We start from the raw sequence: 13,080 nt of genomic DNA on the forward strand, positions 1-13,080 counted from the left end.
CCAGACATGAGTGACATTCTCGATCGCATCATCCAGGTCAAACGCGACGAAATCCGGGTCGCGCAGGAAAGCGTTTCTGTCGAAGAATTGCGTTTGCAGGCGAGCACGAAAGACTCGCGCGACTTCGTGGGCGCATTGCGCGCGAAACACGCCGAGGGAAAAGCCGCGGTGATCGCCGAGGTGAAAAAAGCGAGTCCGTCGAAGGGCGTGCTGCGCGAAAACTTCGTCCCCGCCGAAATCGCGAAATCGTACGAAGCGGGCGGCGCTGCGTGTTTGTCGGTGCTGACGGACGTACAGTTCTTCAAGGGCAGCGTTGCGTATCTTGAAGAAGCGCGCGCCGCGTGCAGTTTGCCGGTCCTGCGCAAGGACTTCATTGTCGATACGTATCAAATCCTCGAAGCGCGCGCGATGGGCGCCGACTGCATCCTGCTGATCGCCGCCGCGCTTCAGCCGGAACACATGCGTGATCTCGAAGCGTACGCGCATTCGCTAGGGCTCGCGGTGCTGGTCGAAGTTCACGATCAGGACGAACTCATGCAGGCGCTGACGCTGAAAACGCCGCTTATCGGCATCAACAACCGGAACCTCCGCACATTTCAGACGTCGATAGAAACAACCATCGGCATGCTGGAAATGGTGCCGGACGAGCGCATCGTGGTGACCGAATCCGGCATCCTGTCGCGCACGGACGTCGAGCGGCTTCGGGCCATGGACGTGCAAACGTTCCTGGTCGGCGAGGCGTTCATGCGCGCCGACGATCCCGGCGCCGAACTTGCGCGAATGTTCTTCTGACGCTGTTGCACGGAGTTTATTTTGAGTATTGAACGCGAGATCAAGCTGGCGCTGCCTACATCGAACCACGAAGAGATCGCACAGGATCTGACGAAGCGCACGGGCCAGGAAGGCCAGAAAATCCATCTGACGAACGTTTATTTCGATACCGCCAATCGCGCGCTCGCCAACGCGAAAAGCGCGCTGCGTTTGCGCGGCGCGCCGGGTCAGTGGCTGCAGACGTACAAGACGGCGGGTGAATCGAGCGGCGGTTTGCACAACCGGCACGAATGGGAGATGCCGGTCGCGGGCGAAGCGCTGGAAATAGACAAGCTCCTTGAAATCTGCGACGACGAAAATGCCCGCAACGCATTGCGCGACGCCGCGCCGGAGCTGAACGCCCTGTTCCGCACCGACTTCGACCGCGTGATCTGGAACGTCGATATCGACGGCGCGGTAATCGAGGCAGCGCTCGATCTTGGCGAAGTAACCACGGACATCGACGGCGAACGCCGCACCACGCCCATCAGCGAACTCGAACTGGAACTGAAATCCGGCGACGAAGCCGGAATGACAAATCTCGCTGCACAAATGCGCGGCGCGTTTCTCTATCTCCAGCCCGAAGACGCGAGCAAGGCACGGCGTGGCTACGATCTGTGCGAACCGAAAGCAGAAGGTTCGAACGGTGGCGTGAAATGAGTCAGGCGTCGTTGTTCGAGGCTGAAGGCGCTTCGAAAGACCATCCGTTCACGTCGTTGGAAAGCCAGTTCGGCGCTTTGCCAGCTGACTGGCGCAAGCATTTGAAGGCGTTCACTGACAGCCCGCATTACGCCGCGTTGTGTGCGTTCGTGGACAACGAGCGCGCTGCCGGCAAAACCGTTTATCCCGCCGACGTATTTCGTGCGCTGCGCCTGACCAGTCCCGCCGATGTCAAAGTCGTGATCCTCGGACAAGATCCTTATCACGGCGAAGATCGTGGCGCGCCGCAAGCGCACGGCCTGGCGTTTTCGGTGCCGTCGCCGGTTCGGCCGCCGCCGTCGTTGCGCAACATCTTCAAGGAAATCAACGCGAGCCTCGGATTTGCCGCGCCGAATCACGGTTGCCTCGATGCATGGGCCGAGCAAGGCGTGTTGTTGCTGAACACGTCGCTGACCGTTGAACGCGATAAAGCCGGGAGCCACGCCAAACGTGGCTGGGAGCATTGCACCGACACGCTGATTCACGAACTGGCGATGCGGCACGAACATCTCGTGTTCATGCTTTGGGGCGCGCACGCGCAGGCGAAACGCGGGTTGATCGCTTCGGCCGTTGCGGCTGGAAAGGCGCATTGCGTACTGGAAGCGCCGCATCCGTCGCCGTTATCGGCGCATCGCGGATTCCTTGGATGCGGACATTTCGCTTCGGCGAATGCTTATCTGGAAGAGCATGGACGGCGAGCTATCGACTGGCGTTTGGCCGATTTGCCAAATTGAGAGCGACAAAAAGCCCGCTCGTGTCATGCAAGACATGGCGGGCTTTCTAAAACTGAATCAAACCTCAAGCAATTTACAGCGCAGCGATCGAATCGCGTGCCGTCGCCAAAGCGGCGCCAGCGGCGTCCGGACCCATTGCCAGGCCTTCGGCGAACACGAAGCTGACATCGGTCATGCCGAGGAAACCGAGGAACGTCTTCAGATACGGCGTTTGCGTATCGTTCGGCGTGCCGCTGTACTTGCCGCCACGCGCCGTCACAACAATCACCTTCTTGCCCGTCACGAGACCTTCAGCGCCGTTCGCGCCGTACTTGAACGTGATGCCGGCGCGCGCGATCCAGTCGAAATACGTCTTCAACTGCGACGAAATGCCGAAGTTGTACATCGGCGCCGCGATCACGACAATGTCAGCCGCTTGCAGTTCGGCGATCAGCGCTTCGCTTTTTGCGTGAATGGCGTTTTGTTCTGCGGTGCGGGAATCGGCGGGCGTGAAGAACGCGCCTAGCGTGGCGTCGTCGAGGTGCGGCAGGTTGTCGGCGAGCAGATTGCGAACCACCAGTTTCGCGCCAGCGTTCGATTGAAGCAGCTTGGCCGACACTTCGTCAGCGAGCAGCGTGGATTGGGCGCCTTGCGAGCGGGCTGCGGAATTGATTTGAAGAATGGTCGTCATGATGACTCCTGTCCCTTTGTTGAGTGTGAGCGCGAAAACGCTCTGACAGGACGCATTCTTCGTTTTTTAACGATCGGGAAAAAGCTGTGCACTCACGACGGATCGTTGCACTGGTAGAACAATCCGCCTTTCTTCCGCTATGGTAACGTCAACCTTTCAGCCAGCGTTCACGCCATTGCTTCGTCTGGCCGCTGGAATCGGCGGTGGAAAGCACGTAACGCGACACGTCCGGCGCATCGAGCTTGACCTGCGTCACGCGCAGTTCGTCGCGCCGGAACGCGTGGACTTCAACTTTCGCGCCGGGCAAATAGCGTGAAAGCAGCGAATCGAGATTCGATCCCGTGACGCGCAAGCCATCGATTGCGAACAGCACGTCTCCCGCCGATAACCCCGCCTTCTGCGCCGCGCTGTTCTCGTGAACGGCCGCAAGCACGCAATCCGCGCCGCCGCGAATGCGCGCGCCAAGCGACGGTTTGCCGGCCGTGCCATTCGTGGCGATATCGGCGGCGAGCTTGATGCCGAACGGTTCCAGCAACGTTTCCAGCGGCAGATCGCGGGTGCCGTGCACGCCATCGCGGAAAAGTTTCTTCAGATCCGCGCCAGTCGCTTCGGCGAACAGCGCTTCGACATCGTCTTCTTCAATGCCGCGCGCCCGGCCGTTGTAAAAGTCGCGGCCGTAGCGTTGCCACAGAAGGCGCATGACGTCGTCGAGTGACTTCTTGCCAGCGGTTTGCGCGCGAATCGACAAATCGAAAGCAAGCGCGACGAGCGAACCTTTCTGGTAATAACTGACGATCGCGTTCGCCGCGTTTTCGTCCTGCCGATAATATTTGACCCACGCATCGAACGAGCTTTCCGCGACCGTTTGCTTCAGCCGTCCGGAGCCGCGCGCCACGCCGCCGATTGTCTTGCCGAGCAACCCGAAATAATCGCTCGCGCTGATCGAACCGCTGCGCACGAGCATCAGGTCGTCGTAGTAAGACGTGAACCCTTCGAACAGCCAAAGCAGCGACGTGTAGTTTTCCTGCGATAAATCGTACGGCGCAAACGCGGCCGGTTTGATGCGCTTCACGTTCCACGTATGAAAATATTCGTGGCTGCACAAACCCAGATATGTCCTGTATCCCTCCGTCATCTCCGGCCGGCCGGTAACAGGAAGGTCCGGGCGATTGCAGATCAGCGCCGTCGATGCGCGATGTTCCAGCCCGCCGTATCCATCGCCGACTGCAACGGTCATGAACACATAACGGTCAACGGGCGCCTTCTTCGTGCGCGGTTCGAACAGCGCGATTTGCGACTCGCAGATGCGCTTGAGATCGATTTCGAGACGACGCATATCGAGCGCGGTCACGCGGCCCGAAATCACGATGTCGTGTTTCGTGCCGTGGGCATCGAAAGAACCCAGCGCGAACTCGCCGAGGGTCACCGGATGATCGATCAGCGCATCGTAATTCGACGCTTCGTACGTGCCGAAGCCATAACGTTTCGTACCGCGCGCTTCGGGCAAGGCCGTTGCCACGCGCCAGCTCGCGTACGACGCGCCCGATGGCTTTTGAATATCCACGATGCACGGCGCGTCCGCCTGCCCTTCCACCGCCAGGAACACGCTCGTGCCGTTGAAGAAACCGACGGTGTCATCCAGATGCGCCGCCCGCACCGATAAATCCCAGCCGTAGACCTCGTAGCGCAGCGTGATCGGGCCATCGTGCGGCGCGGTTTGCCACGCGTGTTTATCGGTTTTATCGACGGCGAGCTTCCGTCCCGCCGCGTTGAACGCCTGCAGCGTCACGATATTGCGCGCGAACTCGCGAATCATGTAGCTGCCAGGAATCCAGACAGGCAACACGAAACGCTGGCCGGCGGGATCGGGTTGCGCAACGGTCAGCGTGACTTCGAACAAATGCGCGGCGGGATTTTTCGGAACGATGGTGTAGCGGATGGCGTTCATGCGTCGAGGTCCTTTTTTCTTGTCGCCAGCGAGTCCGGCGTTGGATGCCCGTTTGAAAGCGAAAAGAGGCGCATCGCGCGCCTCCTTTTTCGTGGATCGGCCGCTGAGTTAGCGAACCGCCGAGAGTTCCTTTTCCAGCCGGTCGGCCGGCACGGCGCCGGGCAAGCGGCGTCCGTCGGCGAGGAAAACCGTCGGCGTGCCGGTGACGTTCATGGACTGGCCGAGCTTGAGGTTTTTATCGATGGCCGTCGTGTCGCAACTTGCCGACGCGGTCGGCGCGTTATGGTCGAGCATCCAGCCTTCCCACGCGTTCGAGCGGTCCTTCGAGCACCAGATCGACTTGGATTTCGATGTTGAATCCGGCGATAAAACCGGGTACAGGAACGTGTAGACGGTGACGTTATCGACGGATTTCAGCGTGGTTTCGAGCTGCTTGCAATACGGGCAGTTCGGGTCCGAGAACACCGCGATCTTGCGCGCGCCCGTGCCCTTCACGACCTTCACCGCGTTTTCGAACGGCAGCTTCGCGAAGTCGATCTTGTTCGTTTCGGCGAGGCGCGCTTCGGTGAGATTCGTGCGCGTGCGGGTATCGACGAGATCACCCATCAGCAAATAGTTGCCGGTCGCGTCCGTATAGACGATCTGCGCGCCGAGGTTCACCTCGTACAAGCCCGGAACCGGCGATTTCTGCACGCTCTTGATATCTGCGTCGCCAATACGCGATTGCAGCGTGGACTTGATCTTGTCGGTGGTTTGATCGGCGTGGGCCGCAATGCCGATGCCAAACACCGCGGCCAGCGTGGCGGCGGCGACCAGAGCGCGGCGAAGAGTGATTTTCATTCGGATTCCTGTGATGCTGAATAGGTGAGTAAGTCTTCAACCAAGCGCTGCGGAAACGAGCCAGCGTTTGACGTGCGGCTGCGCGCCCACGAGCGCCATGCCGGTGTTGCGCACCGCGCGGGCGAGCGTGCCGGGCACGGCGAAGAGTCTTTGCAAGCCATCGCACGCAATGGTCAGTTTCTGGATGTCCTCGCGGCGGGCGCGTTCGTATCGGCGAAGGAGAACCGGGTCGCCTGCCGAGCGAAACGCTTCCTTGCCGGCGAGCGTTTCGGCGAGCGCGGCGACATCGCGCAAACCGAGGTTCATGCCTTGGCCCGCGAGCGGGTGAATCAGGTGCGCGGCGTCGCCGACCAGCGCGACACGCGGCCCGACCAGACGATCGACCGTTTGCAGCGCCAGCGGAAAACCTTGCGCGGGCGTTACGCATTCCATCGCGCCGAGCATGTTTTGCGTGGCTTTCTCGACTTCCGCCGCGAGTTGCTCGGGATCGAGTTTCAAAAGCGAATCGGCGTGATCGGCTTTTGCGGACCACACGAGCGACACGTAATCGCCCGGCAGCGGCAACAACGCGATGATTTCGCCATCGCGGAACCATTGATACGCGGTTTCGGCATGCGGTTTCTCGTACTTGAAATTCGCGACCACGCCCGTCTGCCGATATTCCCTTCGATGCATCTTCGCGCCGGTCTGCGCCCGAACCCACGAATGCGCGCCATCGGCGCCGACCACGAGATCGGCTTCGAGCGTGTCGCCGTTGGCGAGCGTGAGATGCGCGGCGTCGTCGTGAATCACGAGACCTTGGGCACGCGAATCGATCCACGTCAGGTTTGGCTGGAAACGCAGGGCGGCGTCGAGCGACCGTTCGATCAGCGACGATTCCGCGATCCACGCCAGTTGCGGCACGGCGGCCTGGAACGCGGAGAAATGCAGTTCGGCGAAGGCATCGCCGAAAACACGCATGTCCAGCACCGGTCCGAGCTTTTCGCGTTCCAGCGCCTGCCAGACGCGCAAGCGTTCGAGCAGCGCCTGCGAACTCGACGACAGCGCGTAAATGCGCGAATCGAAGCTGCCGGCGGGCGGCGGCGGTGCAGCGGACGTTGCGAGTAAAGCCGTGCGCAAGCCGGATTGCGTCAGCGCAAGCGCCGCGGTTTTGCCGACCAGGCCGCCGCCAACCACGACCGCGTGGAAATTTCGAGAGTGGAAAGTCATGCGGGCATTATAGCCGCGGGGGTATTTGGGGATTTGACGCGCGACACGGTGTTTCCAGCGACGGATCCCCGGGCGCCCAGCGTACCGGGCCACAGCGGTACAATATGGGTTTGTCCGGCCCGCAAGACGTGGCCGCCCGCTGCACAGCAAAATGCAGCGTTGACCCGCGCGGCGCACGCCGTTTCACCAGTTCGAAGGATCCCATGAGCCTCCAATGCGGCATCGTCGGCTTGCCCAACGTCGGCAAGTCCACACTGTTCAATGCACTGACCAAGGCCGGCATCGCCGCCGAAAACTACCCGTTCTGCACCATCGAGCCGAACGTCGGCGTAGTTGAAGTGCCCGATCCGCGTCTTGCCGCGCTGTCCGACATCGTCAAGCCCGAGCGCGTCGTTCCGGCCATCGTCGAATTCGTCGACATCGCCGGCCTCGTTGCCGGCGCGAGCAAGGGCGAAGGTCTGGGCAACAAGTTCCTCGCCAACATCCGCGAAACCGATGCCATCACGCACGTCGTGCGCTGTTTCGAAGACGAGAACGTGATTCATGTCGCGAACAAGATTGATCCGCTGGCGGATATCGAAGTCATCAATACGGAACTGGCGCTAGCGGATTTATCCACAGTCGAGAAAGCGCATCATCGATATGCAAAATCAGCGCGCTCCGGCAACGACAAGGAAGCGGCGAAGCTCGTACCCTTGCTCGAAAAAATCCAGGCGCAGCTTGATCAGGCGAAGCCTGTGCGCGGCCTCGATCTGAGTGAAGACGAACTTCTGTTGATCAAGCCGCTGTGCCTGATCACGGCCAAGCCGACCATGTACGTGGCGAACGTCAAGGACGACGGCTTCGAAAACAATCCGCATCTGGACGCGGTTCGCAAATATGCGGAAGCCGAGAAGGCGCCGGTGGTCGCGGTGTGCGCGGCTATCGAAGCGGAAATCGCGGATCTCGATGATGCCGACAAACAGGAATTTCTCGCCGATATCGGCATGGACGAGCCCGGTCTGGATCGCGTGATTCGCGCCGGTTACAAGCTGTTGGGATTACAGACGTATTTCACGGCGGGCGTGAAGGAAGTGCGGGCGTGGACGATTCATATCGGCGATACAGCGCCCCAGGCCGCCGGCGCGATTCACACGGACTTCGAGCGCGGCTTCATTCGTGCGCAGACCATTGCGTTCGATGACTTCATCGCGTTCAAAGGCGAACAAGGTGCGAAGGAAGCCGGAAAGATGCGGGCCGAAGGGAAGGAATATGTGGTCCACGACGGCGATGTGATGAATTTCTTGTTCAACGTGTGACGTAGACAATGGTGGCGGCAGGAGCGTCGTTTCGCCAGCCGCCTAAACTAAAAAAGCCCGCGTTTTCGCGGGCTTTTGCTTTTTGTCAGGCGAGGGCGTTATCTACCTTTATTTCGTGAATACATCGATATCTTGCGAGCCGAACGCAAGAACTGCCAGACGGTTCGCGAAAGTCACGACATCTGTCACGCCCTCGGCAACGGCAACCATTTCGTCCTCCAGGCTTGCGTCACGCATCACAGTGATGTCCTGGAGTTTCAGATACGTCAAGGCCGCAACCAAGGCTGTGCGTTTGTTGCCGTCGTTGAAAATATGGCCACGTGCGATGGCGACTGCATACATGGCAGCGATGCCAAACACATCGTTGAGATCGCCATAGGTAGACCAATTTTCGATTCGAAGGAGCGCGCTCTCTAGACCGGCGAATCCTGGACCGGCAAAACTGGCAAGCCAGGCTCTTCAATCAGGATTTCGTCGTGAATCTGAAGGACGAATGCAGCGTCCAGCATCGATCAGCGCTTTGCCAGCGCCTTGATTACTTCGCGATGTTCGGAAATAACCGCGCGCGCAGCGGCTACAACGATCTCCCGATCTGACTCGTTTGCCACGCGAACTGGATTTTTAGGTGCGATCATCGGCCGGGACTTTTCGGCAGGTTTGGTTCCGTTGTTGTCCGTTGTCACTTTTTGACTCCTGAAACATGCGTATTACGTGAAGTTGACGCGATCATACGCGCCGCCTTCGCGTCTCAGACGCTTCCTGATCGAGCCTCATGACTTGACGCTTAAATCTTCCGACGAGGCCCGACATCGTATCTAGGAACAGCCGGATGGACAGAACCGACAGTCCCGACTAGAACAGGCGGACCCAAAAATCGAGACAACTTCAGAATGAGTAACAGCCCGCTGCTTCTTCGCTTCACCCCATTCCTCCTCGCCGCCCTCCTCGCCCTGAATTGCTCGACGGCCCACGCGTACGCCTATTCCACGCCGAACGAGTCCGACCTCGATAACCACCAGACTTACCAAAACCACGACGGTCAAACCGTTCATTCACCCGCGCGTTCCCGCTCGGGCGCTATCCCCGATGGCGCCACCGCCCAATGCCGCGACGGCACCTGGAGTTTCAGCCGTCATCGCAGCGGAACATGCTCCCGCCACGGCGGCGTAGCAGCCTGGCGCTGAATCTCGCGCCTCCACGCCGACCGCCCATATCCATCGAAGTACAATGTCGGCACGTTCCCGCTGTCCGGGAACACGCATCGTTGCGAACTGAATTCGTGGCGTGTTGCCGCAGCGGCCTGAAGCACAGCCGCCGCCAGCCGACTCCCAACGCGAAAAGCAAAATCCCGAAACCCCAAGACAACCGAATCCGCAAATGGCCCAATACGTCTTCACCATGAATCGCGTCGGCAAAATCGTGCCGCCGAAACGCCAGATCCTGAAGGACATTTCGTTGTCTTTCTTCCCGGGCGCCAAGATCGGCCTGCTCGGCCTGAACGGCTCGGGCAAATCGACGCTGATCCGCATCATGGCGGGCGTCGACAAGGAAATCGAAGGCGAAGCCACGCCGATGCCGAACCTGAACATCGGCTACTTGCCGCAGGAACCGCAACTCGATCCGCAGCAAACCGTGCGCGAAGCGGTTGAAGACGGTCTCGGCGATGTTTTCACCGCCCAGAAAAAGCTCGACGCAATCTACGCGGCCTACGCAGAGCCCGATGCCGATTTCGACGCCCTTGCGGCCGAACAAGCCAAGTACGAAGCCATCCTTGCAACGAGCGACGGCGGCACGCCCGAGCAACAACTCGAAGTTGCAGCCGACGCTTTGCGCCTTCCTGCATGGGACGCGAAGATCGAGCACTTGTCGGGCGGTGAAAAACGGCGCGTCGCGCTCTGCAAATTGCTGCTGCAAAAGCCCGACATGCTTCTGCTCGACGAACCGACCAACCACTTGGACGCTGAATCAGTCGACTGGCTCGAGCAATTCCTGACGCGTTATCCGGGCACGGTCGTGGCCGTGACCCACGATCGCTATTTCCTCGATAACGCCGCCGAATGGATTCTCGAACTCGACCGCGGCCACGGCATTCCGTGGAAGGGCAATTACAGCAGCTGGCTCGACCAGAAACAGGATCGGCTGAAGCAGGAAGAGTCGTCGGAATCGGCGCGTCAGAAAGCGTTGAAAAAGGAACTGGAATGGGTGCGCCAGAATCCGAAGGGACGCCAGGCGAAATCGAAGGCGCGTATTGCGCGGTTCGAGGAACTCAACAGCCAGGAATACCAGAAGCGCAATGAAACGCAGGAAATCTTCATCCCGGTCGGCGATCGTCTGGGCAATGAGGTCATCGAATTCAAGAATGTCAGCAAGGCGTACGGCGACCGTTTGTTGATCGATAACCTGAACATGAAGATCCCGGCGGGCGCGATTGTCGGAATAATCGGGCCAAATGGCGCAGGGAAGTCGACATTGTTCCGCATGCTGACGGGTAAGGAGCAGCCGGATTCGGGTGAGATCGTGACCGGGCCGACCGTGAAACTGGCTTATGTGGATCAAAGCCGCGACGCGCTCAATGGCAACAAGACGGTGTTCGAAGAAATCTCGGGCGGCGCCGATGTGCTGACCGTCGGCAAGTACGAAACGCCGTCGCGGGCGTATATCGGCCGGTTCAACTTCAAGGGCGGCGACCAGCAGAAGACCGTCGGCGCGCTGTCGGGCGGTGAGCGCGGCCGGCTGCATCTGGCGAAGACGCTGATTGAAGGCGGCAACGTGCTGCTGCTGGATGAACCGTCGAACGACCTTGACGTCGAAACGCTGCGCGCGCTGGAAGACGCGTTGCTGGAATTCGCGGGATCGGTTTTGGTGATTTCGCACGATCGCTGGTTCCTGGATCGGATCGCGACGCACATCATCGCGTTCGAAGGCGATTCACAAGTGACGTTTTTCGATGGCAATTATCAAGAGTACGAAGCGGACAAGCGCAGTCGTCTCGGCGATGAAGCCGCGAAACCGAAGCGCTTGCGCTACAAGCCGATTGTCCGCTAAAAGCGGCGTATTGACTATAACTACCAACAACGCATCGGCTCGCCGCCCGTGCGCGGCTTGATTTGGAGACATCGGGATGGCGGGTTCGAAGGCGCAGCGCTTGATGCTGTGGGCGGGCGCGGTGGTCGTGGTTCTGTTGCTCGCAGCGGGCGGCGGCTGGCTGTACGTCATGCACGAGATGAAAGCGCGGGTGGTCGAAGCGCTCGGGCCGCTCGGTTCGGTTGAAGACGTGGACGTTGGTTATTCCCGGATCACGTTGAGCCGCGTGCGCTTGCGGGGTCCGCAAGGCTGGCCAACGGACGATGCCTTGCGCGCCGAACGCGTGACGATTCATGTCGATATGCGCTCCGTGTTGACCAGCACGCTGCATCTGCAAAACATTACGGTGGATGGCTTTTATCTCTCGGTGGCGCGTTTCCCCGATGGCCGTGTCGACCTGCTCCCCAATCTCAAGCAATCCACGCGCGAGGCGCAAGCCAGCTCGACCACGGCCGCCGAGCACGCGCGGGAAGCGCGGCTGATCGATCATGTTTCGTTCGAACGCGGCGCCATGGAATTCTTCGATGCATCCGTGCAGCAACCGCCGTATCGGATACTGATTTCGAACGCGCGCGCGACCGTCGACAATTTACATCTTCCCGCGCTGACTGACCCGACCAAACTCGACATGACGGGCTCGATCAAAGGGCCGTCGCACACGGGCACGGTCGCGTTCAATGGCTGGATGAAAATCGCGAACAAGGATTCGCAAACGCACACCACGCTGCGCAACGTCGATATCGCCACGCTCGATCCCTATTTGCTCAAGAAGGCCGGCGCGCGTACGACCGTGACTGGCGGCACGCTTGATCTCACGCTCGACGCCACGGTACAAAACTACACGATCCACGCGCCGGGATCCGTGCTGCTGAATCACTTGCAGTTGTCGGATAACGGCAACCCGCTCGACACGTTTCTCTCCATTCCGACCAAGATCGCGGTTGTCGCATTGAAGAATCACGACCAGATCAAGCTCGATTTCGAACTCGATGGAAACCTTCGCGATCCGAAGTTTTCGCTCAATGAAAGCCTGTTGAAGAAACTTGCCGTCGGGTTCGCGAAAGCACTCGGCGTGAACGCGGAAGGCGCCGCCAAGAACGCTGGCGGCGTGGTCAAGAGCATTGGTGACACGCTGAAGAATCTGTTCTCGAAATGATCAGACCGGCAAGCCGAGCGCTCTCAAACGCGCTTCGGTCTGCTCTCTGTTCGTGTGATGCACGGCGTTCCAGCCGAGCGCATTCGCGGCCGCGATGTTCCTGGCGTTATCGTCGATGAAAACAACTTCCTGCGGCTGAATACCCGGAAAATGCCGGTCGATTTCTGTCCACATCAACGCAAAAATCGCCGGATCGGGTTTGGCGACCAGCACGCGTCCCGACACAACCACTTCACGAAAACGCTGCAGCACCGGAAAACGCTCCCAGGCCCACGGGAAAGTTTCCGCTGACCAGTTTGTCAGCCCGAACAGCGGAATACCGGCCGCTTCGAGCTTGTCGACCAGCGCCACGCCATCTTCCAGTACGCCCGCCACCATCTCCTGCCAGCGTTCGTAAAACGCGCGGATCAGCGCTTCGTGCTCGGGAAACTTCGCGATCAATTCGGCGTTGCCATCGGCGATAGTCTGCCCTGCGTCCTGCTGCAGCACCCAGTCCATATGCACGACGTTGTCCATGAACCAGCGCCGCTCGACCGCGTCCGGAATCAGTCGGCTGTACACATACTCGGGATTCCAGTCGATCAGCACGCCGCCGAAATCGAACACCACTGCCTTGATCGCCATGCGTTATT

General features: G+C 59.8%; 13 protein-coding genes. 7 read left to right on the top strand and 6 right to left on the bottom strand.

What is annotated here, in order from left to right; all coding sequences use genetic code 11:
• Positions 1-6 precede the first annotated feature (6 nt).
• The 3 genes from trpC to ASG35_RS13160 are packed head-to-tail and all read left to right on the top strand — an operon-like array spanning position 7 to position 2,243.
• Complete coding sequence (gene trpC / locus ASG35_RS13150) at positions 7-792, top strand: indole-3-glycerol phosphate synthase TrpC (RefSeq protein WP_056357606.1); 786 nt, start codon at positions 7-9, stop codon at positions 790-792.
• 21 nt (positions 793-813) lie between these two features.
• Complete coding sequence (locus ASG35_RS13155; protein ID WP_056357609.1) at positions 814-1,470, top strand: CYTH domain-containing protein; 657 nt, start codon at positions 814-816, stop codon at positions 1,468-1,470.
• A complete protein-coding gene (locus tag ASG35_RS13160; RefSeq protein WP_056357611.1) occupies positions 1,467-2,243 on the top strand; it encodes a uracil-DNA glycosylase in 777 nt (258 codons plus the stop codon). Before ASG35_RS13155 ends, ASG35_RS13160 begins: the two co-directional genes overlap by 4 nt.
• Before the next feature lie 73 nt (positions 2,244-2,316).
• On the opposite strand, the gene ASG35_RS13165 is transcribed toward ASG35_RS13160, so the two are convergent.
• The 4 genes from ASG35_RS13165 to ASG35_RS13180 all read right to left on the bottom strand — a co-directional run bounded on the left by ASG35_RS13165 (position 2,317) and on the right by ASG35_RS13180 (position 6,910).
• Positions 2,317-2,913, bottom strand: coding sequence for an FMN-dependent NADH-azoreductase (locus ASG35_RS13165; RefSeq protein WP_056357614.1), 597 nt, complete (start codon positions 2,911-2,913; stop codon positions 2,317-2,319).
• A 148-nt stretch (positions 2,914-3,061) separates the two neighbouring features.
• A complete protein-coding gene (locus ASG35_RS13170; protein ID WP_056357617.1) occupies positions 3,062-4,861 on the bottom strand; it encodes a M61 family metallopeptidase in 1,800 nt (599 codons plus the stop codon).
• Between the two features lie 108 nt (positions 4,862-4,969).
• Complete coding sequence (locus ASG35_RS13175) at positions 4,970-5,701, bottom strand: DsbC family protein (RefSeq protein WP_056357619.1); 732 nt, start codon at positions 5,699-5,701, stop codon at positions 4,970-4,972.
• Positions 5,702-5,737: 36 nt separating this feature from the next.
• Positions 5,738-6,910 carry a UbiH/UbiF family hydroxylase gene (locus tag ASG35_RS13180; protein ID WP_056357624.1) on the bottom strand — a complete coding sequence of 391 codons (1,173 nt, stop codon included), beginning with the start codon at positions 6,908-6,910 and terminating at the stop codon, positions 5,738-5,740.
• A gap of 203 nt (positions 6,911-7,113) precedes the next feature.
• Here ASG35_RS13180 and ychF point away from each other — a divergent pair, with 203 nt between their 5' ends.
• The gene (gene ychF / locus ASG35_RS13185) at positions 7,114-8,208 is read left to right on the top strand and encodes a redox-regulated ATPase YchF (RefSeq protein WP_056357702.1); all 1,095 of its coding nucleotides are present in this window, start codon (positions 7,114-7,116) and stop codon (positions 8,206-8,208) included.
• Positions 8,209-8,316: 108 nt separating this feature from the next.
• Here the strand turns inward: ychF and ASG35_RS13190 are convergent, their stop codons facing one another.
• The gene (locus ASG35_RS13190) at positions 8,317-8,568 is read right to left on the bottom strand and encodes a type II toxin-antitoxin system death-on-curing family toxin (protein ID WP_235527543.1); all 252 of its coding nucleotides are present in this window, start codon (positions 8,566-8,568) and stop codon (positions 8,317-8,319) included.
• Between the two features lie 530 nt (positions 8,569-9,098).
• Here ASG35_RS13190 and ASG35_RS30745 point away from each other — a divergent pair.
• From ASG35_RS30745 to ASG35_RS13200, 3 genes are all read left to right on the top strand, one after another.
• Positions 9,099-9,392: a DUF3761 domain-containing protein gene (locus ASG35_RS30745; RefSeq protein WP_082508368.1), complete on the top strand. Its 294-nt coding sequence runs from the start codon at positions 9,099-9,101 to the stop codon at positions 9,390-9,392.
• 193 nt (positions 9,393-9,585) lie between these two features.
• Positions 9,586-11,253: an energy-dependent translational throttle protein EttA gene (gene ettA, locus ASG35_RS13195; RefSeq protein WP_056357626.1), complete on the top strand. Its 1,668-nt coding sequence runs from the start codon at positions 9,586-9,588 to the stop codon at positions 11,251-11,253.
• 76 nt (positions 11,254-11,329) lie between these two features.
• The gene (locus tag ASG35_RS13200) at positions 11,330-12,448 is read left to right on the top strand and encodes a DUF748 domain-containing protein (RefSeq protein ID WP_056357629.1); all 1,119 of its coding nucleotides are present in this window, start codon (positions 11,330-11,332) and stop codon (positions 12,446-12,448) included.
• Here the strand turns inward: ASG35_RS13200 and ASG35_RS13205 are convergent, their stop codons facing one another.
• Entirely contained in the window at positions 12,449-13,072 is a 624-nt protein-coding gene (locus ASG35_RS13205) for an HAD family hydrolase (RefSeq protein ID WP_056357632.1), read from the bottom strand.
• Between the last annotated feature and the right edge of the window lie 8 nt (positions 13,073-13,080).

Origin of the sequence: Burkholderia sp. Leaf177 (genome assembly GCF_001424345.1) — a bacterium.
In the GTDB taxonomy this organism is placed as follows: domain Bacteria; phylum Pseudomonadota; class Gammaproteobacteria; order Burkholderiales; family Burkholderiaceae; genus Caballeronia.

What these genes read in the sequence shown, in the direction of transcription:
- ychF (WP_056357702.1), top strand. Translation starts at nt 7,114, where the DNA reads ATGAGCCTCCAATGCGGCATCGTCGGCTTGCCCAACGTCGGCAAGTCC.
- ASG35_RS30745 (WP_082508368.1), top strand. Translation starts at nt 9,099, where the DNA reads ATGAGTAACAGCCCGCTGCTTCTTCGCTTCACCCCATTCCTCCTCGCC.
- ASG35_RS13205 (WP_056357632.1), bottom strand. Translation starts at nt 13,072, where the DNA reads ATGGCGATCAAGGCAGTGGTGTTCGATTTCGGCGGCGTGCTGATCGAC.
- ASG35_RS13170 (WP_056357617.1), bottom strand. Translation starts at nt 4,861, where the DNA reads ATGAACGCCATCCGCTACACCATCGTTCCGAAAAATCCCGCCGCGCAT.
- ASG35_RS13165 (WP_056357614.1), bottom strand. Translation starts at nt 2,913, where the DNA reads ATGACGACCATTCTTCAAATCAATTCCGCAGCCCGCTCGCAAGGCGCC.
- ASG35_RS13160 (WP_056357611.1), top strand. Translation starts at nt 1,467, where the DNA reads ATGAGTCAGGCGTCGTTGTTCGAGGCTGAAGGCGCTTCGAAAGACCAT.
- ettA (WP_056357626.1), top strand. Translation starts at nt 9,586, where the DNA reads ATGGCCCAATACGTCTTCACCATGAATCGCGTCGGCAAAATCGTGCCG.
- ASG35_RS13175 (WP_056357619.1), bottom strand. Translation starts at nt 5,701, where the DNA reads ATGAAAATCACTCTTCGCCGCGCTCTGGTCGCCGCCGCCACGCTGGCC.
- trpC (WP_056357606.1), top strand. Translation starts at nt 7, where the DNA reads ATGAGTGACATTCTCGATCGCATCATCCAGGTCAAACGCGACGAAATC.
- ASG35_RS13180 (WP_056357624.1), bottom strand. Translation starts at nt 6,910, where the DNA reads ATGACTTTCCACTCTCGAAATTTCCACGCGGTCGTGGTTGGCGGCGGC.
- ASG35_RS13200 (WP_056357629.1), top strand. Translation starts at nt 11,330, where the DNA reads ATGGCGGGTTCGAAGGCGCAGCGCTTGATGCTGTGGGCGGGCGCGGTG.